At 64.1% G+C, this 24,745-nt stretch carries 22 protein-coding genes; 18 read left to right on the top strand and 4 right to left on the bottom strand.

The annotated features are described in order from the left end of the window. Positions 1–4: 4 nt before the first annotated feature. Positions 5–781, top strand: a complete 777-nt coding sequence (rsmA, locus tag AC56LY_RS18110; RefSeq protein ID WP_499581765.1) for a 16S rRNA (adenine(1518)-N(6)/adenine(1519)-N(6))-dimethyltransferase RsmA — start codon at positions 5–7, stop codon at positions 779–781. A gap of 262 nt (positions 782–1,043) precedes the next feature. On the opposite strand, the gene AC56LY_RS18105 is transcribed toward rsmA, so the two are convergent. The 3 genes from AC56LY_RS18105 to AC56LY_RS18095 all read right to left on the bottom strand — a co-directional run bounded on the left by AC56LY_RS18105 (position 1,044) and on the right by AC56LY_RS18095 (position 2,516). Beyond that, positions 1,044–1,688, bottom strand: coding sequence for a hypothetical protein (locus AC56LY_RS18105; protein WP_499581763.1), 645 nt, complete (start codon positions 1,686–1,688; stop codon positions 1,044–1,046). Positions 1,689–1,708: 20 nt separating this feature from the next. Next, positions 1,709–2,302 (bottom strand): hypothetical protein, encoded by a 594-nt coding sequence (locus AC56LY_RS18100; protein WP_499581761.1) that lies wholly within the window; start codon positions 2,300–2,302, stop codon positions 1,709–1,711. 73 nt (positions 2,303–2,375) lie between these two features. Further along, positions 2,376–2,516, bottom strand: a complete 141-nt coding sequence (locus AC56LY_RS18095) for a hypothetical protein (protein ID WP_499581759.1) — start codon at positions 2,514–2,516, stop codon at positions 2,376–2,378. Between the two features lie 19 nt (positions 2,517–2,535). On the opposite strand from AC56LY_RS18095, the gene AC56LY_RS18090 reads away from it, so the two are divergent. Both AC56LY_RS18090 and hrcA read left to right on the top strand, forming a co-directional pair. Further along, positions 2,536–3,297, top strand: a complete 762-nt coding sequence (locus AC56LY_RS18090; protein ID WP_499581757.1) for an HAD family hydrolase — start codon at positions 2,536–2,538, stop codon at positions 3,295–3,297. Between the two features lie 91 nt (positions 3,298–3,388). Next, positions 3,389–4,405 carry a heat-inducible transcriptional repressor HrcA gene (gene hrcA, locus AC56LY_RS18085; protein ID WP_499581755.1) on the top strand — a complete coding sequence of 339 codons (1,017 nt, stop codon included), beginning with the start codon at positions 3,389–3,391 and terminating at the stop codon, positions 4,403–4,405. 90 nt (positions 4,406–4,495) lie between these two features. Here the strand turns inward: hrcA and fur are convergent, their stop codons facing one another. Further along, entirely contained in the window at positions 4,496–4,927 is a 432-nt protein-coding gene (gene fur / locus AC56LY_RS18080; protein ID WP_183556044.1) for a ferric iron uptake transcriptional regulator, read from the bottom strand. A gap of 75 nt (positions 4,928–5,002) precedes the next feature. Between fur and AC56LY_RS18075 the strand changes: the two genes are divergently transcribed. The 15 genes from AC56LY_RS18075 to AC56LY_RS18005 all read left to right on the top strand — a co-directional run bounded on the left by AC56LY_RS18075 (position 5,003) and on the right by AC56LY_RS18005 (position 24,619). Continuing rightward, positions 5,003–5,614: an outer membrane protein assembly factor BamE gene (locus AC56LY_RS18075; protein WP_229424818.1), complete on the top strand. Its 612-nt coding sequence runs from the start codon at positions 5,003–5,005 to the stop codon at positions 5,612–5,614. 8 nt (positions 5,615–5,622) lie between these two features. Continuing rightward, a complete protein-coding gene (gene dapB / locus AC56LY_RS18070) occupies positions 5,623–6,432 on the top strand; it encodes a 4-hydroxy-tetrahydrodipicolinate reductase (RefSeq protein WP_499581752.1) in 810 nt (269 codons plus the stop codon). Between the two features lies 1 nt (position 6,433). Beyond that, on the top strand, positions 6,434–6,760 hold the full coding sequence (locus AC56LY_RS18065) for a barstar family protein (protein ID WP_499581750.1): 327 nt from the start codon (positions 6,434–6,436) through the stop codon (positions 6,758–6,760). Positions 6,761–6,889: 129 nt separating this feature from the next. Continuing rightward, positions 6,890–9,532: a leucine--tRNA ligase gene (leuS, locus tag AC56LY_RS18060; RefSeq protein ID WP_499581748.1), complete on the top strand. Its 2,643-nt coding sequence runs from the start codon at positions 6,890–6,892 to the stop codon at positions 9,530–9,532. After that, a complete protein-coding gene (locus tag AC56LY_RS18055) occupies positions 9,532–10,101 on the top strand; it encodes an LPS-assembly lipoprotein LptE (protein ID WP_499581746.1) in 570 nt (189 codons plus the stop codon). Before leuS ends, AC56LY_RS18055 begins: the two co-directional genes overlap by 1 nt. A gap of 3 nt (positions 10,102–10,104) precedes the next feature. Then, entirely contained in the window at positions 10,105–11,118 is a 1,014-nt protein-coding gene (holA, locus tag AC56LY_RS18050; protein ID WP_499581744.1) for a DNA polymerase III subunit delta, read from the top strand. 81 nt (positions 11,119–11,199) lie between these two features. Then, positions 11,200–12,465: a glutamate-5-semialdehyde dehydrogenase gene (locus AC56LY_RS18045; protein WP_499581742.1), complete on the top strand. Its 1,266-nt coding sequence runs from the start codon at positions 11,200–11,202 to the stop codon at positions 12,463–12,465. 25 nt (positions 12,466–12,490) lie between these two features. Continuing rightward, entirely contained in the window at positions 12,491–12,904 is a 414-nt protein-coding gene (locus AC56LY_RS18040; RefSeq protein WP_258835892.1) for a CopD family protein, read from the top strand. A 99-nt stretch (positions 12,905–13,003) separates the two neighbouring features. Then, on the top strand, positions 13,004–14,206 hold the full coding sequence (locus AC56LY_RS18035) for a THUMP domain-containing class I SAM-dependent RNA methyltransferase (RefSeq protein WP_499581740.1): 1,203 nt from the start codon (positions 13,004–13,006) through the stop codon (positions 14,204–14,206). A 13-nt stretch (positions 14,207–14,219) separates the two neighbouring features. Then, the gene (locus AC56LY_RS18030) at positions 14,220–15,503 is read left to right on the top strand and encodes a multidrug effflux MFS transporter (RefSeq protein WP_499581738.1); all 1,284 of its coding nucleotides are present in this window, start codon (positions 14,220–14,222) and stop codon (positions 15,501–15,503) included. 286 nt (positions 15,504–15,789) lie between these two features. Then, positions 15,790–17,961, top strand: a complete 2,172-nt coding sequence (locus AC56LY_RS18025) for an HDOD domain-containing protein (protein ID WP_499581736.1) — start codon at positions 15,790–15,792, stop codon at positions 17,959–17,961. An 8-nt stretch (positions 17,962–17,969) separates the two neighbouring features. After that, entirely contained in the window at positions 17,970–20,192 is a 2,223-nt protein-coding gene (locus tag AC56LY_RS18020; protein WP_499581734.1) for a GGDEF/EAL domain-containing response regulator, read from the top strand. A gap of 6 nt (positions 20,193–20,198) precedes the next feature. Further along, positions 20,199–21,749 (top strand): tetratricopeptide repeat protein, encoded by a 1,551-nt coding sequence (locus AC56LY_RS18015; protein ID WP_499581732.1) that lies wholly within the window; start codon positions 20,199–20,201, stop codon positions 21,747–21,749. Between the two features lie 108 nt (positions 21,750–21,857). Further along, positions 21,858–23,087 (top strand): putative DNA modification/repair radical SAM protein, encoded by a 1,230-nt coding sequence (locus AC56LY_RS18010; RefSeq protein WP_499581731.1) that lies wholly within the window; start codon positions 21,858–21,860, stop codon positions 23,085–23,087. Further along, positions 23,084–24,619 (top strand): UdgX family uracil-DNA binding protein, encoded by a 1,536-nt coding sequence (locus AC56LY_RS18005; protein ID WP_499581729.1) that lies wholly within the window; start codon positions 23,084–23,086, stop codon positions 24,617–24,619. The genes AC56LY_RS18010 and AC56LY_RS18005 overlap by 4 nt, the downstream gene beginning before the upstream one ends. The last annotated feature ends 126 nt before the right edge of the window (positions 24,620–24,745 follow it).

The raw sequence follows: 24,745 nt of genomic DNA, 5'->3' as shown, positions 1-24,745 counted from the left end.
ATCCATGAAACACGTAGCACGCAAGCGCTTCGGCCAGAATTTCCTGACCGACAAGCAAGTCCTCTCTGACATCATCGACGCCATCGCACCACGCAAGGGCGAGACCATGGTGGAAATCGGACCGGGCCTGGCCGCGATGACGGCGCTGCTGCTCAAGCAGCTGGACCACATGCACGTCGTCGAGCTCGACCGTGATCTGGTCACGCGCCTGGAAAAAGCCTATCCGCGCGAGCGCCTGACCGTGCATTCGGGTGACGCGCTGAAGTTCGACTTTGGCGCGATCCCGGTGGCTGAAGGCCAGAAGCTGCGCGTGGTGGGCAATTTGCCGTACAACATTTCGAGCCCGCTGCTGTTCCACCTGGCGGACTTCGCGCACCTGATCGAAGACCAGCATTTCATGCTGCAAAAAGAAGTGGTCGAGCGCATGGTGGCCGAGCCGGGCAGCAAGACCTACGGCCGCCTGTCGGTGATGCTGCAATGGCGTTATGACATGTCGCTGATGTTCATCGTGCCGCCCACCGCGTTCGATCCGCCGCCGCAGGTCGAATCGGCGATCGTGCGCATGGTGCCGGTCAAGCAGCAGCTGCCGTGCGACGGCAAGCGCCTCGAAGCCGTGGTGGCCAAGGCGTTCTCGCAGCGGCGCAAGGTCATTCGCAACTGCGTGGCGGGGATGTTCACCGAGGCGCAGCTGGTGGAAGCGGGCATCGATCCGAGCGTGCGGCCAGAAGCCGTGAGCCTGGCGCAGTATGTGGCGCTGGCCAATCTGCCGAGCCAGACCTAGTTGCTGTGGCCGTCCGGCCAGCATGTCCCAGATCAAAGCGCCTGCAAAGGCGCTTTTTTTATGGTTGCGTGCTCACCCTATCGTTTTAATAGGGCGAAGAGAGACAGTCAAAAAAAAGGCCCGCTACAAGAGCGGGCCGAAATCCAATTCTTTTCTGAGGAGAGTTGGAGGAGACAGAATCAGTATGCTGCGTTACAGCATATAAGTCCAATTTTCCTTTCGCATACTCGACATAAGAATTACGTATAACTCTTCAAAAGGGCTATGCAGCGACGCACGTGACGTTGACGTTTTTTACCTCAGCGTCACCCATGATGCCGGTCGGGTTGGCGACGGTACATACCTGACCGGCTGGCTGCTTAGTGACAGTGACACCATACGTCGTACCGAATGCCACTACAGGCAGGGCATAGGTGATCGGGGTCGTGGATGGCGGCGTTGTTGGCGCCGCGGCAGAGTAAGTGCCACCCGTACTGCCGTTGGCCAGTACCAAGCCGGCGCCGGTCAAGCCGGTGATCGTGCCGCCGACGGTGTACGTGTCGATGTTGCAGTTAATCGAGATGTCGATCGTTCTCAGGCGGCCCGCCGTATCGGCGTTGTTGGCATACAGGCCGTCGGCCGGAGCGACTGCCCCGCAGTTCTGGTGGTCAGGGTCCGTACCGACCTGAACATTATAGGTGTCGCCGTATTCCAGCTTGTCAGGGAAAGCGAAGCGTACTGGTCCGCCAGCAGTCGTTGGCGGTGCGACTTTCAAGGGCACGCCAGCATTGGTCAGGACCAGGCCATCATAGACAAGGCCGGTCACTGAGCCGGCAACAGTGAACTCGGCTTTGTCGCTGCCGCCACAGGCGGCCAGGCTTGCAGCCAGCGCCAGTGCAAGCGCCGGGCGGATCAGGGAAGACTTCATGCGTTTGACTCCAGAAAAAATTAAGGTGCGCACGTGACGGTAACGTTGTTCACGTCAGCCGAGCCCATGGTGCCGACGCCATTGGCGACCGTGCAGCTCTGGTTGGCAGGATTGGTCAGGACCGAGACGCCATAGGGTGCATCTTGTGCAACGCGGGCCATGGCAAAGGTTGTTGCACCGGCTGGAACGGTAACACGGTCGGAGCCGTTGACCAAAATCAGCTGGCCCTTGAGATTGCTGACCGTGCCGCCAAGGGCCTGCGTCTTGAATTCGCAAGCGATTTGAATGGTAGTGACATCGAAGCCGGCGCGGCCGGTGTTATAAAGGTATTTACAAGTACTGATTTCGACGTTCGACGGCACGCTCTTGACGCGCACATCGTACTTGTCGTCGGACGAAATCCGGGTTGGGAAAAAGAACTGGGTCGAGCTCGTGCCGTTCGTCGGCACCGGAATTTCATAGTCGGAGCCGCCGTTGTTGGTGACGACCATACCCGGCTTGGTCACGCCGGAAATCGTGCCGCCCAGCAGCAACTGGCCATCGTCACCACCGCAAGCAGTCAGCAGGACCGCGCATGCCAGCGCTGCACTTGCGCGCAGGTAGGAACTCTTCATATATTCTCCAAATAATCTAGCGGGAAAGCGCAGGCTGCGCGGTTGGAATTAAAAAATCGCTCAACATTTTAGTTCATTTATTAGGCAACCGGTCCATTTGCGTCCCATTTGCATGTGTATCAGGTTGTAAGCACAATGTCATATAGGCAACGTGCAGACCGTGCGGTTTGCTTTTGGCCGTATGCATCGCTATGCTGGCGTAGCGTTTTTTCATGCCCGTTCCCTGGAAGCCGATGACCCGCCATCCCTGGCCCAAAGCCATACTGTTCGACCTCGACGATACCCTGTGGCCGATCGTGCCCGTGATCCGGGCTGCCGAAACCATTCTATATACGTGGCTGCAGCAGCATGCGCCGCGCGTGGCCGACCGGTTCACGATCGACAGTCTGCGCCAGGCACGCCTGGAATTGCTGGCACGCCAGCCCGAGTACGGGATCGACCTGAGCGCGCTGCGCCACGCCGGCCTGGTCGCCGCGTTCGAGGAGGTCGGGGAGGATGTGGCCCGGGTGGAGGAGGCCATGGTCCTTTTCATCGCCGCCCGCAATGCCGTAACGCTGTATGACGACGTGGCGCCAGGTCTCGCGCGGCTCCGGCAGCGCGCGCTGCTGGGCTCAGTCACCAATGGCGTGGCCGATCTGGCCATGATCGGCCTGGCGGACCAGTTCCAGGCATCGGTGGCGGCGCGCGACTTTGGCGCCGCCAAGCCGGATCCGGGAATTTTCCTGGCCGGCTGCGCAGCGCTGGGTGTGCTGCCGGCCGACACCCTGTATGTGGGCGACGACCTGCTGCTCGATGTCCAGGGCGCCCAGCAGGCAGGCTTGCGCGCTGCCTGGATGAACCGCAGCGGCAAGATCAACGAGCTGGCTGATCAGGTACGGCCGGATGTCGAGGTAGACAGCATCGATGCGCTGCTCGACTGGCTGGATGCCGGGCATGAGCCGGCACAGGAGCCACCGCACGAGTTGCCACACGGATCCGCGCCGATGGGCGTATAACACTGGGACGGACCGCAACCCTTGCGCTGCCGTGCCGCGCCCCAATTTAATTCTCATCCCAGCACCACAGAAAAAGACCTCTCCCGGAACCATGCAACTCGATCACCGTGCCCAAACCCTGCTCAAAGCGCTTGTCGAACGCTATATCGCCGACGGCCAGCCGGTCGGCTCGCGCGCGTTGTCCAAGCTGTCGGGCCTGGAATTGTCGCCCGCGACGATCCGCAACATCATGGCCGACCTCGAGGACATGGGCTTCGTCGCCAGTCCCCACACCTCGGCCGGCCGGATTCCGACGCCGCGCGGCTACCGCGTGTTTGTCGATACCCTGCTGACCGTCAAGCAGCTCGATGAAACGACGGTTGGCGCCGAACGCATGCGCCTGCCGCTGCAGCATCCGCAAAAACTGATCGCCAACGCGGCCCAGATGCTGTCATCGCTGTCGCATTTTGCCGGTGTGGTGCAAAGCCCGCGCCGCGAATCGGTGTTCCAGCAGATCGAATTCTTGCGCCTGTCCGAAAAGCGCATCCTGCTCGTGATCGTCGATCCCCGTGGTGATGTGCAGAACCGCCTGCTGCTGACCGATGTCGACTACACGCCGGCGCAATTGTCGCAGTCGGCCAATTACCTGAACCAGAACTTTGCCGGCCAATCGTTCGACGGCGTGCGCCAACGCCTCAGTGGCGAGCTGCGCCAGCTGAGCGACGACATGGGACGCCTGATGCATGCCGCCGTCGAGGCTGGCAGCGAGGCCATGGCCGAGAGCGACGACGTGGTCATTTCCGGCGAGCGCAACCTGCTGTCGGTGACCGACCTGTCATCCAATATGAGTTCGCTGCGCCAGATGTTCGAGATGTTCGAGCAAAAGACCGGCCTGATGCAATTGCTCGACATGTCGAGCAAGGCCGGTGGCGTGCAGATCTTCATTGGCGGCGAATCGAATCTGGTGCCGATGGACGAGATGAGTGTGGTCACCGCGCCATACGCCGTCGATGGCCGCATCGTCGGCACCCTCGGTGTCATCGGCCCCACGCGGATGGCCTACGAGCGGGTGATTCCCATCGTCGACATCACTGCCAAGCTGCTGTCGAACGCGCTTAGTCAGCCTTAACGGTTTTTTACTTTTGCCAGACGCAAAAAGGGCGCACGGGTAAATCCGGTGCGCCCTTTTTATTGACCAGCCTTGTCGGCTGCAAATGACTCAGCTTGCCTTGCGCGCCGCCTGGCACTGCGGACAACTGCCGTAGATCGCCAGCGCATGGTCGACGATCGTGTAGCCGTGGGTTTCGGCGATCATCTTCTGGCGCTGCTCGATTTCGTCGTCGTAGAATTCTTCGACCCGGCCGCAGGTGACGCAGACGAGGTGATCGTGGTGCGAGCCGGCATTGAGTTCGTAGATGGCCTTGCCGGTTTCGAAGTGGTTACGGTTGAGCAGGCCAGCCTGCTCGAATTGCGTCAGGACGCGGTAGACGGTAGCCAGGCCGACGTCCATGTTTTCAGCCAACAGAATCTTGTAGACATCTTCGGCAGTCAGGTGACGCACGGCGCTGTTCTGGAAGATTTCCAGGATTTTCAGGCGCGGGAGCGTGGCCTTCAGGCCGCTTGCCTTCAGGTCGGTCGGGTTGTTACTCATGTTTGTTACTCGCATATTGGCGGAGTGCTTTATGATATAGCGTTTTGAAAGCTCCCGCTCGATTTGAGGTTACCTATGCGCGTCAAACAAGCCGTATCCCATCGATTTTCCGCCAAGGCGGTGCTGGCGGCAGGTCTCGTCTGCACGCTGACGCTGTCCGGCTGCGCATCCTGGCGCAACCAGACCCGTCCGGCGCCACCGGTGGCAACGGACTCGGCAGCCACCGCGGCCGACGCCGACAAATCGGCCGCCATCGCCAATGCCGGCGCGCAGACCGTGCAGGCCTCGCGCCTGCAAAAGTTCCTGTGGATCTTCTCGCCTTACCGTCCGGACATCCAGCAAGGCAACTTCGTTTCGCAAGAGATGCTGAACCAGCTGAAAGCCGGCCAGACGCGCGATCAGGTGCGTTTCCTGCTCGGTTCGCCTCTGCTGCTCGATGCCTTCCACGCCGACCGCTGGGACTACCCGTTCTACCTGGCCCGTGGCAATGGCGAACTGACCACCAGCCGCGTGACCGTGTTCTTCAAGGATGACGTGGTCGAGCGCTTCGAAGGCGGCAACCTGCCAAGCGAGCGCGACTACATCGACCGTATCGCCGGCCCCGCCAAGGTGCCGAGCAAGAAAGAAAAGCCGGAAAGCCGTCCGGTCGCACCGATCACGGTGACCGCCCCGGCAACCCAGCAGTAAGGATTGTCATGACGATGTTGAATATCGCCGTAGCCGGCGCCAGCGGCCGCATGGGCCGCATGCTGATCGAAGCCATCCAGTACGCACCCGACGCCCGCCTGGCCGGCGCCCTCGACATGCCCGGTTCGCCGTTCATCGGCCAGGATGCCGGCGCCTTCGGGGGCTTTCTCACTGGCGTAATGATCGAAGACAGCATCAGGCACGGCCTGCACAATGCCGACGTGCTGATCGACTTCACCCGCCCCGAAGGCACGCTGGCGCACCTCGCGTACTGCGCCGCCAACGGCAAGCAGATGGTGATCGGCACCACCGGTTTCGATGACGCCGGCAAGGCGCAGATTGCCGCCGCTGCCGAGAAAGTCGGCCTGGTGGTCGCTCCAAACATGAGTGTGGGCGTGAACGTCACGCTCAAGTTGCTCGAAATGGCGGCAAAAAGTTTTGCCGAAGGCTACGACATCGAAATCGTCGAAGCGCATCACCGGCACAAGGTCGATGCACCATCGGGCACCGCGCTCAAGATGGGCGAAGTGATTGCCGACGCCATCGGCCGCGACCTCAAGGAATGCGCCGTGTACGGGCGCGAAGGTGTCACGGGCGAGCGCGATCCGTCGACGATCGGCTTTGCCACCGTGCGCGGCGGCGATGTCGTGGGCGACCACACCGTGATGTTCCTGGGCACGGGCGAGCGCATCGAGATCAGCCACAAATCCAGCAGCCGCGTGACCTATGCACACGGCGCGCTGCGCGCCGCGCACTTCCTGGCAGACAAATCCCATGGCCTGTATGACATGCAGGACGTGCTGGGCCTGAAAGCCTGATATGGCCGTTGCACAACTGAACGGCGCTGCGATCATCGACGAGGCGTCGTTTCATGCACAAAGCCGGGCCGCATTTGGTTTCCCGGCATCGTATGCGAACAGCATCGACGCCTGGGTGGATTGCCTGAGCTACCTGCGCGACGACGAAAACATGACCCGCTTCCAGCTGGCGCCGGACGAAGTGCTCGAGGTCGTGATCGTCGACGCTGCTGCCATGAAGGCCGCCGCGCCCGATCTGTTTGAAGAGCTGGCCTTCTGTATTGGCGGCATCAATGAGCGGTATGAAGATTATGGCGAAACGCCGGCATTGAAACTTGTGCTGCGCTGAATTACCCGGGGCAGCGTTCAGCGGACGCTGTCTCATCGCACCATCCTTCCTGCACCACGCCACGCCGTAGTGCAAAATCAACAGGTTATAATGACCGGTTCCATCTCCCACATTACGTCTGCAGAAATCATGCAAGAAAAATATAGTCCAGCCGAAGTCGAACAGGCCGCCCAAGCCTACTGGAAATCGATCGACGCCTACAAAGCCGTCGAACACGATCCGCGTTTCCCTAAGGGCAAGTATTACGCCTGCTCGATGCTGCCTTACCCATCGGGCAAGCTGCACATGGGCCACGTGCGCAACTATACGATCAATGACGTGATGTACCGCTACCTGCGGATGAACGGCTATAACGTGTTGATGCCGATGGGCTGGGATGCATTCGGCATGCCGGCGGAAAACGCGGCGATGGCCAACAACGTGCCGCCTGCAGAATGGACCTATTCGAACATTGCCCACATGCGTGGCCAGATGGAATCGATGGGCCTGGCGATCGACTGGTCGCGCGAGATGACCGCCTGCAAGCCGGACTACTACAAGTGGAACCAGTGGATGTTCCTCAAGATGCTCGAGAAGGGCATCATCTACCAGAAGACCGGTACCGTGAACTGGGATCCGGTCGACCAGACCGTGCTGGCCAACGAGCAGGTTGTCGACGGCCGCGGCTGGCGTTCGGGCGCGCTCATTGAAAAGCGTGAAATCCCGATGTACTACGTGCGCATCACCGAGTACGCCGACGAACTGCTCGACCATGTCGACAACAAGCTGCCGGGCTGGCCCGAGCGCGTGCGCACGATGCAGGCCAACTGGATCGGCAAGTCGACCGGCGTGCGCTTCGCGTTCCCGCACACGATCGTGGGCGATGCAGGTGAGCCGATCGATGATGGCAAGCTCTACGTGTTCACCACGCGCGCCGACACGATCATGGGCGTGACCTTCTGCGCCGTGGCGCCGGAGCACGCGCTGGCTCAGCACGCCGCAAAGAACAACCCGGCGCTGCAGCAATTCATCGCCGAATGCAAGCTCGGTTCCGTCATCGAAGCCGACATGGCGACGATGGAGAAGAAGGGCATGCCGACCGGCCTGTTCGTCACCCATCCGGTCACGCAAGAGCAGATCCCGGTCTGGGTCGGCAACTACGTCCTGATCACCTACGGCGATGGCGCCGTGATGGGCGTGCCGGCGCATGACGAACGCGATTTCGGCTTCGCTAAAAAATACAATCTGCCGATCAAGCAGGTCGTGGCCGTCGAAGGCCAGGAATTCTCGCTCGACGCCTGGCAGGAGTGGTACGGCGACAAGGACAACGGCCGCACGATCAACTCGGGCAAGTACGACGGTCTCGATTACACTTCGGCCGTCAACGCGGTCTCGGGTGAACTGGCAAGCCAGAACCTGGGCGCCAAGAAGGTCACGTTCCGCCTGCGCGACTGGGGCATCTCGCGCCAGCGCTACTGGGGCACGCCGATCCCGATGATCCACTGCGCCGAGTGCGGCATCGTGCCGGTGCCTGAAGCCGACCTGCCGGTCGTGCTGCCCGAGCACCTGGTCCCGGACGGCACCGGCAATCCACTGAACAAGGACGAAGCGTTCCTCAAGTGCGACTGCCCGACCTGCGGCAAGCCTGCGCGCCGCGAGACCGACACGATGGACACGTTCATCGATTCGTCGTGGTACTACATGCGCTATACGTCGCCGGGTTCCAACAACGCGATGGTCGACGAGCGCAACGATTACTGGATGCCGATGGACCAGTACATCGGCGGCATCGAGCACGCCGTCATGCACCTGCTGTACGCGCGCTTCTGGACCAAGGTGATGCGCGACTTTGGCCTGGTCAAATTCGACGAGCCGTTCGTGAACCTGCTCACGCAGGGCATGGTGCTCAACGAGACCTACTACCGCGAAGAAGCGTCCGGCAAAAAGACCTGGTTCAATCCGGCCGATGTCGAGCTGACCTTCGACGACAAGGGCCGCCCGCAAAGCGCCGTGTTGAAGGCCGACGGCCAGCCGGTGGAAATCGGCGGCACCGAAAAGATGTCGAAGTCCAAAAACAACGGCATCGATCCGCAAGCGCAGATCGAGCAGTATGGCGCCGACACAGCACGCCTGTTTACGATGTTCGCGTCGCCACCGGAGCAGACGCTCGAGTGGTCGAACAGCGGCGTCGAAGGCGCCAGCCGCTTCCTGCGCCGCGTGTGGGCCTTCGGCTACGCGCAGCGCGAACGCATCGCTGCGGCACTGGCCGGTGAAGTGCAGGGCACGCACACCGATGCGCAGAAAACGCTGCGCCGCGAAGTGCACAAGATCCTGCAACAGGCCGATTACGACCTGAAACGCATCCAGTACAACACGGTCGTCTCGGCCTGCATGAAGATGCTCAACACGCTCGAATCGGGCAAGCTCGATGACAGCGCAGCGTCCAACGCCATCATCGCCGAAGGCTTCTCGATCTTCCTGCGTTTGCTGAACCCGGTCGCGCCACACATCACGCACGCCCTGTGGCAAGAACTTGGCTTTGCGGGCTTGCACGGCGACCTGCTCAATGCCCCATGGCCGGAAGTCGACCCGCAGGCGCTCGAACAGTCCGAGATCGACATGATGATCCAGGTGAACGGCAAGCTGCGTGGTTCGGTGAAGGTTGCGAAGGATGCCGACAAGGCGACCATCGAAGCGGCTGCGCTGGCCAGCGAAGCGGTGCAGAAGTTCATCGAAGGTACGCCGAAGAAGGTCATCGTCGTGCCGGGCAAACTTGTCAATATCGTGGTCTGATGATGAACACTTCGAACAACAATTACCTCGTCCGCGCCCTCGGTGCAGTTCTGCTGGTGGCGATGCTGGCAGGCTGCGGCTTCAAGCTGCGCGGCAGCGACGGCCAGTACAACGTGCCGTTCCAGAGCATCTGGCTGTCGTTCAACGAAGCCTCGCCGCTGGGTACGGAGCTCAAGCGCAACCTGCGCGCGGGTGACGCCGTGCGCATCGAGCCCGATGCGTCCAAGGCCGAGGCGTTGTTCGATGTGATCAGCGAGTCGCGTGGCAAGTCGATCCTGTCGCTCAACAGCCTGGGTCGCGTGCGCGAATACTCGCTGAGCTACACGCTGGTGTTCCAGGTGCGCGACGCCAACAATCGCCAGCTCTTGGCCCCAACCGAAATCACCCTGCGCCGCAATATCGCGTTCGATGAATCGCAGGTGCTGGCCAAGGAATCCGAAGAAGCGCTGTTGTACCGCGACATGCAGTCCGACCTGGTGCAGCAGATCCTGCGCCGCCTGGTGGCGATCAAGCCGCTGGCGCCCGTGGTGGCGCCAGCGACGCCGGCAGCCGCCTTGCCGACGCCGTAAGCGATGCAACTGCGGCTCGAAGCGCTCGACGGCCATCTGGCCAAGAACCTGGCGCAGTTGTACGTGATCGCCAGCGACGAGCATTTGCTGGCGCTGGAAGCGGCCGACCGCATCCGCAAGGCGGCGCGCGCACAAGGCTATACCGAGCGCGACGTGCTCAGCGTGGAGCGCACCTTCAAATGGGGCGAGCTGCTGGCGGCGAACCAGGCGCTGTCGCTGTTCGGCGACAAGAAGCTGATCGAGCTGCGCATCCCGACCGGCAAACCGGGCAAGGATGGCAGCGCCGCGTTGCAGGCGTATGCGAAAGATCTCAGCCCCGACAACCTGACGCTGATCACGCTGCCCAAGCTCGACTGGCAGACGGCCAAGGCGTCGTGGGTCACGGCGCTGCAGCAGGCGGCGGTCTACATCGATATCCCGAACATCGAGCGCGCGCAGTTGCCGGCCTGGATCGGCAACCGGCTGGCAAGCCAGGGCCAGAGCGCCGAGCGCCAGAGCCTGGATTTCATCGCCGACCGCGTCGAAGGCAATCTGCTGGCGGCGCACCAGGAGATTCAAAAGCTTGGTCTGCTCCACGAGCCGGGCAAGCTGACGTTCGAGCAGGTGCACGACGCGGTGCTGAATGTGGCGCGCTACGACGTGTTCAAGCTGTCCGAGGCAATGCTCACGGGCGACACCGCGCGCCTGGTGCGCATGCTCGAAGGCCTGAAGGGCGAAGGCGAGGCGCTGCCGCTGGTCTTGTGGGCGGTGGCCGAAGAAATCCGCACGCTGCTAAAATTGAAGAGCGGGATGGGGCAGGGCCGGCCGTTGAATGCGCTGCTCAAGGAATACCGGATCTGGGGGCCGCGTGAGCGGATGATGGAGCCGGCGCTGCGCCGCGTGTCGCTCGCGACGCTCGAAGCGGCGCTGCAAGAGGCAGCGCAGGTCGACCGCATGGTCAAGGGCTTGCGCGCCAAAAAATTCGCGGGCGACGCGTGGGATGCGATGTTGCAGCTGGCGTTGCGGGTGGCGCGGTAAGGCTCTCGCAGTAGAGCCTTAGCTCGACGCCGATGGACAGCACCGCCTTGCGCGCGCCAGGTTAATGCAATGGGAAACTCGATGGACATCACCGCACACATGCACCAGCTGGGCCGGCAGGCCCGCGCCGCCGCGCGCGCCATGGCGCGCGCCGACACCGCCACCCGCAACCGCGCCCTGCACCTGATTGCCGACGCCATCGAACGCGACGCCGATGCGCTGCGCGCGGCCAACGCGCAAGACCTGGCCGCGGCCGGGGCAGCTGGCCTGGCCCCGGCGCTGATGGATCGCCTGGCGTTATCGGATGCGGCGATTGCGACGATGGTCGCGGGCCTGCGCCAGATCGCCACCTTGCCCGATCCGGTTGGCGAAATCTCGAACATGAAGGTGCGCCCGAGCGGCATCCAGGTCGGCCAGATGCGCGTGCCGCTTGGCGTGATCGGCATCATCTACGAGGCGCGCCCGAACGTGACGGTGGACGCAGCAGGCCTGTGCATCAAGAGCGGCAATGCGGCGATCCTGCGCGGCGGTTCGGAAGCCATCCACTGCAACCGCGCGCTGGCCAGACTCGTCGCCGAAGGCCTGGCGGGCGCCGGCTTGCCGCAGGCGGCGGTGCAGGTGGTCGACACGGTCGACCGCGCCGCCGTCGGCGCGCTGATCACGATGCCGCAGTACGTGGACGTGATCGTTCCGCGCGGCGGCAAAGGGTTGATCGCGCGCCTGATGGCCGAAGCCACGGTCCCGATGATCAAGCACCTCGATGGCATCTGCCACGTCTACATCGACGGCAAGGCCGATATCGATAAAGCGCTGGCCATCGCGTTCAACGCCAAGTGCCACCGCTACGGCACCTGCAACACGATGGAAACGCTGCTGGTCGCGCGCGGCATCGCGCCGACCGTGCTGCCGCGCCTGGCCGAGCTGTATGCGACCAAAGACGTTGAACTGCGCGCCGATCCGGAAGCGTTCGGGATTCTGGCCGGTTATCCGCATCTGGTCGCGGCAACGGAAGAAGACTGGTCGACCGAATACCTGGCCCCGATCCTGGCAGTGAAGGTGGTGGCCGGCATCGACGAGGCGATGGACCACATCGATGCGTATTCGTCGAAGCACACCGAGTCGATCGTGACAGAAGACCACAGCGGCGCCATGCGCTTCCTGCGCGAAGTCGACTCGGCGTCGGTCATGATCAATGCGTCGACGCGCTTTGCCGACGGTTTCGAATACGGCCTGGGCGCCGAGATCGGTATCTCGAACGACAAGCTGCACGCACGCGGGCCGGTGGGGCTGGAAGGCCTCACGTCGCTCAAGTACGTCGTGTTCGGGCACGGCGAAGTCCGCAACTGAATTCAACATTCACCACAAGGAAAGCATGTACCTCTGGATCAAAGCACTGCACATCGTCTTCATTGCGTCCTGGTTCGCCGGCCTGTTCTACCTGCCGCGCCTGTTCGTCAACCTGGCCGAGGAAACCAACCCTGCGGCGCGTGACCGCCTGCTGGGCATGGCGCGCCGGCTGTACCGCTTCTCGATGATCCTGTCGGTGCCGGCGGTGCTGCTGGGCGGATGGTTGTGGCTGGGCTACGGCATCCAGGGCGGCTGGCTGCATGCCAAGCTGCTGCTCGTGTTCCTGACGATCGGCTACCATCACATGTGCGGCGGCATCCTCAAGAAATTCGAGCGCGGTGTCAATACGCGCAGCCACAAGTGGTATCGCTGGTTCAATGAAGTGCCGGTCGTGCTGATGCTGGCGATTGTCATCCTGGTGACGGTCAAGCCGTTCTAAGCCTGCATTTTTTGTACTGCTGCGTCATCGGCCCGGGCCGGTGGCGCGTTTAATTTTTCATCGTTTCATCGTTTCATCAACGGACAAAGGGTACCCCTCATGGCTTCCTATTTTTGCCCATGCCCACGCGGCATGGAAGCGGCACTGGCCGAAGAAATCGGCGAAATCGCCGCCCAAAGCACCACGCTGAAAGTGCACAACCAGGTGCCCGGCGGCGTGCACTGCTCGGGCACGATGCAGGACGCCTGGCTGCTCAACCTGCACTCGCGCATCGCCTCGCGCGTGCTGATGCGCATGGCACAGCGCAGCTACACCACCGAAAACGACATCTACGACCTGGTGCTCGAGCAGACCTGGGAAGACTGGTTCGGCCCCGATCACACGATCCGCGTCGATGTCACGGCCGTCAAGTCGCCGCTGCGCAGCCTGGAATTCACGACGCTCAAGATCAAGGACGCGATCTGCGACCGCTTCCGCGACCAGTATGACAAGCGCCCGTCGGTCAACACGCGCGAACCCGACATGCGCATCGTCGGTTTTCTGGATGCGCGCAATTTCATCGTCTACCTCGACACCTCGGGCGAAGCGCTGTTCAAGCGCGGCTGGCGTGAAGAAACCGGCGACGCGCCGCTGCGCGAGAACCTCGCTGCCGGCCTGCTGCGCGTGTCGGGCTGGAAGCCGGGCGTGCCGCTGTTCGACCCGATGTGCGGCTCGGGCACGATCCTGGTCGAAGCGGCCCAGATGCTGCAAGGGATTCCATCCGGCGCGCGCCGCAGCTTCGCCTTCGAAAAATTCGCCGACCACGACCGCCAGGCCTGGGCCGCGATGAAAGCGGCGATCAAGCCGAACGTGCTGCCGCAGGAGCCGACCATTTTCGGCTCGGACATCTCGGGCGACATGGTCGAAATGACGCGCCATAACCTGAAGATCGCCGGTATCCTGTTCGACGTGCCGCTCAAGCAGATCGAAGCGCAGCACGTGTCGGCGCCCACGACCGAGCCGGGCATCCTCTTGACCAACCCGCCGTACGGCGAGCGGATCGGCGTGCGTGGCGACAGCACCGTGCCGCAGGACGACATGGCGGCCGGCTTCTACGCCGCGTTTTCGACGACGCTCAAGCAGCGCTTCGCCGGCTGGACGGCCTATCTGTTCACGGCCGACCTGGGCCTGCCAAAAATGCTGCGCCTGAAAGAGTCGCGCAAGACCCCGTTCTTCAACGGCGCGCTCGAATGCCGCCTGTTCCGTTTCGACATGGTGGCGGGCTTCAACCGCCGCGAGGAAGCCAAACCAAAGCAGGACTGACCCGGACCGCCCGATGCTGCCAGAACCATCCGATCTGCCCAAGGACCCCGTCACACCCGTGCCGGCGCCGCCGCCCCACAAGATCGCGATGCTCTCGGCAGGCGGGCTGGCAACGCTGCTGGCAGCGCTGTCGATGCTGGGACCATTCTCGATCGACGCCTACCTGCCGGCCTTCCCGCAGATTCAGGCCCAGCTTGCCTCCACGCCGCTGCAGGTCCAGCAGACCCTGACCGCCTACATGCTGGCCTTTGCCGGCATGGTGCTGTGGCATGGCGCGCTATCCGATGCGTTCGGGCGGCGCAACGTGATCCTGGTGGCGCTTGTGGTATTCGCGATCGGCAGCTTCGGCTGCGCCTCGGCGTCCTCGGTCGAATACCTGTGGGTGTTTCGCGTGCTGCAGGGCGTGTCGGCGGGGGCCGGCGTGGTGGTGGGGCGCGCGATCATCCGCGATCTGTATTCCGATACGGCGGCGGCGCGTCTGCTGTCGATGGTCACGATGATCTTCTCGATCGCCCCGGCCATCGCGCCGGTGGTGGGTGGCTGGATCGTCACGCTGCTCGACTGGCGCGCGATCTTCCTGGCGCTGTCGGTCTACACCGTGCTGCTGTTCTGGTTCTGCTGGAAGCACCTGCCCGAGACGGTGCCACCGGCCGCGCGCCAGCCGTTCAACCCGCGCTTCCTGGCCCAGAGCTACGGCGCCATTTTCAGCTCGTTCCTGTTCCTGACGATGGCTGGCGTGACGGCGCTGAACTTCGCCGGCCTGTTTTTGTACATCGCCGCGGCGCCCGTCATGCTGCCCGAAAGCCTGGGCCTGGGCCCGTCCGAATTCGCGTGGCTGTTCGTGCCGACCGTGAGCGGCATTTTCCTCGGTTCGCTCGTTGCCAACCGGCTGGCCGGCAAGATGGACTTCGCGCGCCAGATCCGCATGGGCTTTTTCTTCATGCTGGGCGCCGTGACCTTCAACGTGATCTACCATGCGTTCTTTCCGCCGGCCCTGCCATGGTCCGTGGCGCCGATGTTCTTCTTTACCTTTGGCAGCTCGCTGATCGCGCCCGGTGCGACGCTGCTGGCGCTCGACCTGTTCCCGCGCATTCGCGGCACGGTGGCATCATGCCAGTCATTCTTGCTGACGCTGCTCGGCGCGATCGTGGCCGGCGCCGTGGCGCCCGCGCTGTCGCATTCGGTGCTGGCGCTGGCGCTCGGTCAGGCGTTCTTCGTGCTGCTGTCGCTGGCGTGCTGGGATACCGCGCGGCGTCATCGTCGCAAACTGCGCGCCCGGGGCGAACCCACATCCTGACGACGCATCGGTGAGCATGAATCGGGGAAATAGTCGTATCGTTACAACAAGTTTTCGAGGGCAGCTGTGTTTACTCCCCCAGGACGCCCATTGCAACGAGTATTCCCGTAACTATTGTTCCTGATCAGAAATGTATATATGTTACGATACGTTTTTATCATCTGGAGCAGTGGGCAAACCTCTCGCCTGTTCCATGCACTGAAGTGCAGGGCGACGTGGCATGCCTGTTCGGGCGCGATCGCCACCTACCAGAACCCTTCGACAAGTGGCGGCCGTGCTTGATAACATGCTCCTATCCGATCAGGATATTCGCAATCGCTTGCTGATCGCCCGGCTGCCGGCCATGCCGCAGATCCTGGTCAAGCTGATCGAGCACCTGCAGGCCGACGATCTCGGCATGCCGGAACTCGCCGCACTGATTGCGAAGGATGCCGGCATGACGGCCAAACTGCTGGCCGTCGCCAACAGCTCGGCGTACCACCGCAGCACGCGCAGCGCCAATCTCGAACAGTCGCTGGTGGCCCTTGGCACCGACATGATCAAGACGCTCGTGATCAGCGATTCGGTATTCCAGACCTTCAACAGCTTCCCGCATGCTGGCAGCATCGACCTGCGCGCGTTCTGGAAAAACTCTCTGACGGCGGCCGTGATTGCGCGCGATGTGGCGCGCATGCTCGACTACGTTCATCCCGAAGAAGCTTACCTGGCCGGCCTGCTGCACAATGTCGGCCGCCTGGCGCTGCTGGCCGCCGCGCCCAAGGAATACGCGTTCAACTTCACCGCGCTCGATGACGAAGACCTGTGCGCGGTCGAGCAGCGTACGCTTCAGATCACCCACGCCGAAGCCGGCGCGTGGCTGATCGAACGCTGGCAGCTCGATTCGTTCCTGGCCGACGCGGTGCTGTACCACCACGAGCCGGGCGACCGCCTCGAAGGCAGCCATCTCCTGATCCGCATCGTGCGCCTGGCGCATGTGCTGACCTGCCATGCAGATGACGAGACGATGGTGCCGGATGCGTGCGCGCTGTGCGGTATCGACATCGCGCGCGCGGCGCAGCTGATCGAGGGCGCCGCGCGCCAGGTCGAGCAGGCCGCCGCGCACCTGGGCATCGATCTGGCCGGCGCCGACGACCTGCCGCAGCCGTCCGCCTACGCGCCGCCGCCGGCAGTCGACCCGGTGCAAAAACGCCTGAACGAAGAAGTGCGCAATATGGTGCTGGTGTCCGAGGTCGGCCAGACCCTGGCGCGCCAGCAGGGCGAGTCGGGCCTGCTCGACGCGATGACGCGCACGGCACGCATCCTGTTCGATTTCGAAAGCGCCGTCGTGCTGCTGGAGAACCCCACCGGCCACCTGCTGTCGGGCGCGCCGGCGCCGGGCGTGGCGCGCATCGCCGATTTTTCGGTCTCGCTGGCCAAGGGTGGCCCCGTGGCGCGCAGCGCACTGGAGCGCCGTCCCGCGTTCGTGGGTGGCAACCGCCAGCAGCTTGGTCTGGCCGAAGAACAGCTGCTGCGCATCCTAGGCACCGACAGCCTGGTGGTGGTGCCGCTGGTGGCCGGCGCGCGCTGCCTGGGCGTGCTGGTTGGCGGCGTGCCGGCCTGGCAGCTGCCGCATTGCCAGCGCCGCGAGCGGTTCATGCAGGCCTTCGGCGCGCAGGCCGCCAGCGCCCTCGAGAACCTGCTGCTCGAACGCGGTCACGCACGCCGCCAGCTGGCCAACGTGGCCGAAGAATTCCGCGACGCCTCGCGCCGCGTGGTGCACGAAGTGAACAACCCGCTCGCGATCATCAAGAATTACCTGAGCATCCTGGACGGCAAGCTGGCGCGCCAGGAACCGGTGGGCGGTGAGCTTTCGATCCTGAACGAAGAGATCGACCGCGTGGGCCAGTTGATCGGCTCCCTGGCCGAACCGCAGGTGCCGGATGCCGGCCCGCGGCCGGTCGATGCCGCCCGCGTCGTCGACGATGTGCTGCGCCTGTTCCGCACCAGCGGCTTCGTGCCAGGCGGCGTGCAGATCGTGGCGCACATGGACGGCGACAGCGCGATCGAGGGTGACCCCGATGTGCTCAAGCAGATCCTGGTGAACCTGGTCAAGAATGCGGTCGAAGCATTCGGGCCGCAGCACAAGAACGATGGCCGGATCGAGGTCGTCAACCGCGGCCACGTCAACCGCGAGCGCCACCTGTACCTCGAGCTGGGCGTAAACGACAATGGTCCCGGCCTGTCGCGCGAGGTGCTGGCCAACCTGTTCATGCCCGTCAAGAGCAGCAAGGAAGGCGCGCTCGATGGCGGCAAGCGTGGTCTGGGCCTGTCGATCGTCCATGGCCTGGTCAAGAAGATGGGCGGCCATATCGCCTGCCGCAGTGCCAGTTCCGGTACGTCGTTTGAAATACTCCTGCCGGCGTACACCGGCGTCGGCAATGCGCTTGCGCTGCCGGCGCGCGCGCTCGGTTCCGCCTGAACCTCACCATGCACGCGCACCCAGCCACCATGCTCCCTGGTGAACCCTCACCGTTTTCTCCGACGCTCGACGCCGACAGCCAGCCACGCCTGCTGCTGGTCGACGATGAACCCCGCCTGCTGTCGTCGCTGTACGAATTGCTGCAAGGGCGCGGCTACCGGCTCACGACCGCGTCATGCGGCACCGATGCGCTGGCAGAGCTGTCGCGCCAGCGCTTCGACCTGGTCCTGCTCGACCTGCGCCTGCCCGACATCGGCGGCCACGAGATCATGGACTTCATCAACAACAAGGGCATCGACGCCGACGTGATCGTGATGAGCGGCGAAGTGGGCATCGACGCCGCGATCGGCGCGCTCAAGCGCGGCGCCTACAGCTACCTGCGCAAGCCGTACAGCCGTGAAGAGCTGCTCTCGACCGTCAGCAATGCGCTGGGGCGCCGGCGCCTGGCGCTGGAAAACGCGCGCATCGCGAACCAGCTCGAGAACTCCGAGAAGATGTACCGCTACCTGGTCGACTCGTCGCCGGACATCATCTATACGCTCAACCACGAAGGCCGCTTCACGTTCGTCAACGACCGCGCCTACCAGCTGCTCGGCTACACGCGCGAAGAGCTGATCGGCAAGCATTACTCGATTGTCGTGCACGAAGAAGACCTGGAACGCGCGCGCTACGTGTTCAACGAGCGCCGCATCGACGAACGCGCGTCGCGCAACGTCGAACTGCGCCTGAAGTGCCGGGGCGGGAATGGCAACAGCAGTAGCGACCGCACTTTCAACACGACGTTGATGACGATCTCGCTCAACGCGATCGGCATGCACGTGCCGGACCAGGAAGTGAAAAAGCTCGAGTTCTTCGGCACCTACGGCGTGGCGCGCGACATCACCGACCGCAAGCGCGCCGAAGAAGTCATCGCCTACCAGGCCTACCACGACATCCTGACCGACCTGCCGAACCGCATCCTGTTCAAGGACCGCCTGGGGCTGGCCGTGATCCAGGCCAAGCGCAAGCAGACCGAACTCGCGGTGATGTTCATCGACCTCGATCGCTTCAAGCTCGTGAACGATACGCTCGGCCACGTCAAGGGCGACGAACTGCTGCAGCAGGCGGCCAGCCGCCTGAAGGAATGCCTGCGCAAGGGTGACACGCTGGCGCGCCAGGGCGGCGACGAATTCACCATCGTGCTGCCCGAGCTGGTCAGCCACGACGACGCGCGCATGGTCGCCGACAAATTCCTGGCCTGCCTGCAGCTGCCGTTCGACCTCGATGGCCACGAAGTGCACATCTCGGCCTCGATCGGCATCGCGATCTATCCGAAGGACGGCGAATCGATCGACGAACTGCTGCGCCACGCCGACATCGCGATGTACCAGGTGAAAGCACTGGGCAAGAATGGCCACAGCTTCTACCACGACTCGATGCTCGAAGTGTCGCACCAGAAGATCGCGCTGGAACAGGCGCTGCGCCGCGCGCTCGAGCACGACGAGCTGGAGATGTTCTACCAGCCGCAGATCGACGCCATGACCGGCAACATCACGGGCGCCGAGGCGCTGATGCGCTGGAACCACCCAACGCGCGGGCGTTTGTCGGCCGGCGAATTTTTGCCGTTCGCCGAAGAAAACGGCCTGATGCTGCCGATCTCGGACTGGATGATCGGCGCGCTGTGCCGCGACATGCTGCGCTGGAACGCCGTCGGCGGCAGCGACGTCCGGCTCTCGCTGAACCTGTCGCCGCAATACCTCGACCGCGGCGACTTCTTTGAAAAGATGCGCGGGGCGCTGGCGCGCTACGCGATCTCGCCGCAGCAGATCGAAGTCGAGATCACCGAGAACATCTGCATCCGCAATCCGCAGTATGCGATCGAGCAGCTCAACAAGCTGTGCGAGCTGGGCGTGTCGATCGCGATCGACGATTTCGGCACCGGCTACTCGTCGCTGTCGTACCTGCACCGCTTCCCGATCCACACGATCAAGATCGACCAGTCGTTCGTGAAAGAGATCCACGAGGAAGACGGTCACTATCCGGTCATCCTCGCGATCATCTCGATCGCGCGCGGCCTGGGCCTGAACCTGATCGCCGAAGGCGTCGAGACCGAGGAACAGGCGCGCTACCTGCGTGCCAACGGCTGCATGACGATGCAGGGCTACCTGTTCTACCGTCCGATTTCGCTGGGCGACTTCATGGTGGCGCTGCGTACCCGGCCCGGATCGAACCTGCGCGCCGTGCTGGCCTGAGTGGGCATGCCCGACACGTCGTTGTACAGCGCCGAATTCCTGCGTGTGAAAGGCCTGGCCGAGCGTGGCGTGGCCGAGGCCCAGCACAGCCTGGGCTTCATGTACGTGAACGGCCAGGGTGTGGCGCAAAGCGATGAACTGGCGGTGAGCTGGTACCGGCTTGCGGCCACGGCCAACCTGGCGCAGGCCCAGTACAACCTCGGCGTGATGGTGCAGAAGGGCCAGGGCGTGAAGCAGGATTTCACGCTGGCTGCCCACTGGTACGAACGCGCGGCCAGCCAGGGTTACGCGCTGGCCCAGTACAACCTGGGCTGGCTGTACGCCAAAGGGCAGGGCGTGGCGCAGGACGTGGGCCGCGCGCTGTACTGGTTCCGCCAGGCCGCCGAGCAGGGCGAGGCGGGCGCCCAGCACAATCTCGGGATGATGTACGACACCGGCAAGGGCGTGGCGCAGGACCATGAAGCGGCCCTTGAATGGTACCGGCGCGCGGCCAGCCAGGGCTACGCCCGATCGCAGTACAGTCTGGGCCTGCGCTACGAGAGCGGCCAGGGCGTAGCGCGCGACCCGGCGCAGGCCCTGGACTGGCTGCGCAAGGCCGCGCTGCAGGGCTATGCGCCGGCCCAGTTCAATCTGGGCCTGCGCTTCGACAAGGGCCAGGACGTGGAAGCGGACGGCGAACAGGCGATGCTGTGGTACGGCCGCGCGGGCATCCAGGGCCATGCCAGCTCGCAGTTCAACCTGGCGCTGATGTACGACACCGGCCACGGCGTGCCGCAGGACGATGCACTGGCCGCGACCTGGTACCGGCGCGCCGCGCAGCAGGGCCACGCCGGCGCGCAGGACAGCCTGGGCATGCGCCATGAGCACGGCCAGGGCGTGGTGCAGGATGCAGTGCAGGCAGCCATCTGGTACCGCCGCGCGGCCGAGCAGGGCTTGCCGGTAGCGCAGTACCACCTCGGGCAGCTCTTCGATACGGGCAACGGCGTCGAGCGCGATGCGGTGGAAGCCACGGCGTGGTACCGCAAGGCTGCCGAGCAGGGGCACCTGCGCGCGCAGTTCGACCTGGGCCTGCGCCACGAAAACGGCGTCGGCGCAGCGCAGGACAGCGTGCAGGCCCTAGCCTGGTACCGGCGCGCCGCGGCGCAGGGTTACGCGGCGGCGCAGTACATGGTGGCCACGCTGCTCGACCGACACGACCTGGGCGACCCGGCCGAAGCCACCGACTGGCTGCACAAGGCGGCCGACCAGAAGCACGCACTGGCGCAGTTCGAGCTGGGGCTGCGCTACGACTGCGCCAAGGGCGCCGAACGCGATTACGAAGCCGCCCATTTCTGGTACCTGTGCGCGGCGCGCCAGGGCCATGCGCGCGCGCAGTTCAACCTGGGCGTGATGTATGCGGCGGGGCAGGGCGCGCAGCGCGATCTAGTCGAAGCGTATGCGTGGCTGCATCGGGCAGGCGGCGCCGGAATCCGGCCCGCGCGCGACTACCTGGCCCGCACCGCGCGCCGGATGGACGCGCAGCAGTTGTCGCTGGCCGAGCGCCTGTTGCACGCTTAGCCAACGTCCCGTCTTTGAACCGGCGCCGCCCGCGCACGGGTGCGCTGCCGCACTCTCTATCATGACACGCCACGCTATACTGTATGCCCATACAGCCACGGGCGTCCGATGGAACTCAACGACAAGCTCGAAATCCTGGCCGACGCGGCCAAGTACGACGCATCCTGCGCCAGCAGCGGTGCGCCCAAGCGCGGCTCCGAGGGCAAGGACGGCCTGGGCGCCACCACCGGCATGGGCATCTGCCACAGCTACACGCCCGATGGCCGCTGCGTCTCGCTGCTCAAGATCCTGCTCACCAACTTCTGCATCTACGACTGCCAGTACTGCATCAACCGCCGTACCTCGAACGTGCCGCGCGCGCGTTTTGCGGTCGACGAAGTGGTCAAGTTGACGCAGGATTTTTACCTGCGCAACTACATCGACGGCCTGTTTCTCAGTTCCGGCATCATCCAGTCGGCCGACTACACGATGGAGCAACTGGTGGCCGTGGCGCGCACCCTGCGCGAGGTGCACAACTTCCGCGGCTACATCCACCTCAAGACGATTCCCGATGCCGACCCGCTCCTGATTACCGAAGCGGGGCGCTGGGCCGATCGCCTGTCGGTCAATATCGAGCTGCCCACGCACGATAGCGTGACCAGGCTCGCGCCCGAAAAGAGCGTCCACACGATCAAGCTGGCGATGGGTTCCATCCGGCGCAAGCTCGATGAAAAAGCCGAAGAGCCAAGGTCGCCCGCGTTCGCGCCGGCCGGCCAGAGCACGCAGATGATCGTCGGGGCCGACGCCAGCGACGACCACACGATCCTCAACACGGCCGAGACGCTGTACGGCAGCTATAAACTCAAGCGCGTGTACTACTCCGCGTTCAGCCCGATCCCGCAAAGCCCCAAGAGCGTGCCGCTCGCTCCACCGCCGCTGCTGCGCGAGCACCGCCTGTACCAGGCCGATTTCCTGCTGCGCAGTTACGGCTTTACGGCTGGCGAAATCATGCCGCAAACGGGCAACCTGGCGCTGGACATCGATCCCAAGCTGGCCTGGGCGCTCTCGAACCGCGACCAGTTTCCGATGGACCTGAACCGCGTCGATGCGACGCTGATCGCGCGCATCCCCGGCATTGGCCTGCGCAACGCCAAGCGCATCGCCGACCTGCGCCGCATCCGCCGCATCCGCTGGGAAGATTTATCGCGGCTGCGCTGCAGCCTGAAAAAGCTGGCGCCGTTCGTCGTCACCGCCGACTACAAGCCGGCGCAGGGCGCGACCAGCTCCGACCTGCTGCGCAAGCACATGGCCGACGCGCCGCAGCAGATGAACCTGTGGCCGGAGCTGCAGGCAGCATGACCCCCGCGGCCACTGCAGCCGTCGTCGCCAGCGAAGCCGTCGCCGCGGTCCGCGCGGGGCAGCCGCTGCTGGTGGCCTCGTTCGTCGAGTGGCGCGCCACGGCCCGCGCCCTGCTGCGCGCTGGCGTGCCGCCCGAGGCGGTGACGTGGGGCGAGCCAGGCGCCGATTTGTTCTCGAGCGCGCCGGCAGCGCCCGCATCGGCCCTGGAGACGGTGCAGCCGACTGGTGATCTTCTCGCTGCCCCGCCTGTCGAACGGGCGGCACAAGCCACGCCCAGGCCGCAAGTCCCGCGCTTCCTGATGGAGATGCTGCAAACCGCCGCCTGTTACCGCGACCACGACCGCTGGGCCTTCCTGTACCGCGTGGTCTGGCGCTGGCAGCAGGGCGAGCACGATGTGCAGTCGCCCGCCGATCCCGATGGCGCGCGGCTGACGTCGATGGTCAAGGCCGTGCGGCGTGAGGTGCACGACATGTTTGCGTATATCCGCTTTCGCGAACGGCCGATCGAGGCCGGGCCGCCGCAGTTCGTGGCCTGGTTCGAACCCGCGCATGACGTGCTGCCGCAGGTGGCCGAACATTTCGTTGCCCGCATGGGCAAGATGACCTGGATGATCGCCACGCCCGAGGCCAGCGTGCTGTGGGACGGCGCCACGCTGCACGACGCCGGGCCGTTGATGTCCGGCCCGGCCGACCTGGAAGACGACGGTGAGGCGCTGTGGCTGACCTATTACCGCAGCATCTTCAACCCCGCGCGCCTGAACACGAAGGTCATGCAAAGCCATGTGCCGTCGCGCTTCTGGAAGAACCTGCCCGAGGGCGCGCTGGTGCCGTCGATGGTCAGCCAGGCCGGCCTGGGCGCGCGCCGCATCGGCCAGGTCGCCGAGGTGGGCCAGCGCCGGGGTACGACGATTCCGATCGCGGCCGAGAAAGCCCAGCCCGACCGCGAACAGCCATCAAAGCTCGACGAATGCCGGCGCTGCGAATTGTGGCAGCACGCGACGCAGGCGGTCGGCGGGATCGGGCCGGACCACGCGCAGATCATGCTCGTCGGCGAGCAGCCGGGCGACCAGGAGGACCTGTCCGGCCAGCCGTTCATCGGGCCGGCCGGCCAGCTGCTCGATCGCGTGTTCGCCCAGGCGGAGGTGGATCGCAAGGGTGTTTATATCACCAACGCCGTCAAGCATTTCAAGTGGGAGCCGCGCGGTAAACGGCGCCTGCACAAGACGCCTGCGCAGAAAGAGATCGAGGCCTGCCACTACTGGCTCGAAAAAGAAATCGCCACCCGCAAGCCGAAAGTGATCGTGGCGATGGGCGCCACTGCGCTGAAATCGGTGCTGCAGAAGGGGAACGTGACGCTCAGGGACAGTCTTGGCCAACCGGTGCGCCATGGCGACGCATGGGTGGTGACGATCTACCACCCGTCGTACGTGCTGCGCGTGCCGGATGAAGCGACCAAGCATGAAGCATTTGCCGTGATGGTCGAGGGCCTGCGGGTGGCGCAGTCGCTGCTTGAGCAGTCTGGCGAGAACTGATCCACGTCGCGATATCGTGACGCGTGCGGAGGCGGGCTGGCACCCCTCCCAGGCCTTCCTTATCCGCCCACTGCGCCTTGCGTATGCATTCGAAAGTCCTTGTGATCGCCGCGATGGTCGCCTCAT

This window comes from Telluria sp. ZT3P25, assembly GCF_059685895.1.
This window is presented reverse-complemented; position numbering and strand designations above follow the sequence as displayed.

Coding starts and splice junctions, on each gene's coding strand:
- AC56LY_RS18055 (WP_499581746.1), top strand. CDS start 9,532: ATGATGAACACTTCGAACAACAATTACCTCGTCCGCGCCCTCGGTGCA.
- AC56LY_RS18065 (WP_499581750.1), top strand. CDS start 6,434: ATGGCCGTTGCACAACTGAACGGCGCTGCGATCATCGACGAGGCGTCG.
- fur (WP_183556044.1), bottom strand. CDS start 4,927: ATGAGTAACAACCCGACCGACCTGAAGGCAAGCGGCCTGAAGGCCACG.
- AC56LY_RS18045 (WP_499581742.1), top strand. CDS start 11,200: ATGGACATCACCGCACACATGCACCAGCTGGGCCGGCAGGCCCGCGCC.
- AC56LY_RS18075 (WP_229424818.1), top strand. CDS start 5,003: ATGCGCGTCAAACAAGCCGTATCCCATCGATTTTCCGCCAAGGCGGTG.
- AC56LY_RS18020 (WP_499581734.1), top strand. CDS start 17,970: ATGCACGCGCACCCAGCCACCATGCTCCCTGGTGAACCCTCACCGTTT.
- AC56LY_RS18030 (WP_499581738.1), top strand. CDS start 14,220: ATGCTGCCAGAACCATCCGATCTGCCCAAGGACCCCGTCACACCCGTG.
- AC56LY_RS18095 (WP_499581759.1), bottom strand. CDS start 2,516: ATGAAAAAACGCTACGCCAGCATAGCGATGCATACGGCCAAAAGCAAA.
- AC56LY_RS18005 (WP_499581729.1), top strand. CDS start 23,084: ATGACCCCCGCGGCCACTGCAGCCGTCGTCGCCAGCGAAGCCGTCGCC.
- AC56LY_RS18010 (WP_499581731.1), top strand. CDS start 21,858: ATGGAACTCAACGACAAGCTCGAAATCCTGGCCGACGCGGCCAAGTAC.
- holA (WP_499581744.1), top strand. CDS start 10,105: ATGCAACTGCGGCTCGAAGCGCTCGACGGCCATCTGGCCAAGAACCTG.
- leuS (WP_499581748.1), top strand. CDS start 6,890: ATGCAAGAAAAATATAGTCCAGCCGAAGTCGAACAGGCCGCCCAAGCC.
- rsmA (WP_499581765.1), top strand. CDS start 5: ATGAAACACGTAGCACGCAAGCGCTTCGGCCAGAATTTCCTGACCGAC.
- hrcA (WP_499581755.1), top strand. CDS start 3,389: ATGCAACTCGATCACCGTGCCCAAACCCTGCTCAAAGCGCTTGTCGAA.
- AC56LY_RS18100 (WP_499581761.1), bottom strand. CDS start 2,302: ATGAAGAGTTCCTACCTGCGCGCAAGTGCAGCGCTGGCATGCGCGGTC.
- AC56LY_RS18040 (WP_258835892.1), top strand. CDS start 12,491: ATGTACCTCTGGATCAAAGCACTGCACATCGTCTTCATTGCGTCCTGG.
- AC56LY_RS18090 (WP_499581757.1), top strand. CDS start 2,536: ATGACCCGCCATCCCTGGCCCAAAGCCATACTGTTCGACCTCGACGAT.
- AC56LY_RS18035 (WP_499581740.1), top strand. CDS start 13,004: ATGGCTTCCTATTTTTGCCCATGCCCACGCGGCATGGAAGCGGCACTG.
- dapB (WP_499581752.1), top strand. CDS start 5,623: ATGACGATGTTGAATATCGCCGTAGCCGGCGCCAGCGGCCGCATGGGC.
- AC56LY_RS18105 (WP_499581763.1), bottom strand. CDS start 1,688: ATGAAGTCTTCCCTGATCCGCCCGGCGCTTGCACTGGCGCTGGCTGCA.
- AC56LY_RS18025 (WP_499581736.1), top strand. CDS start 15,790: ATGCTCCTATCCGATCAGGATATTCGCAATCGCTTGCTGATCGCCCGG.
- AC56LY_RS18015 (WP_499581732.1), top strand. CDS start 20,199: ATGCCCGACACGTCGTTGTACAGCGCCGAATTCCTGCGTGTGAAAGGC.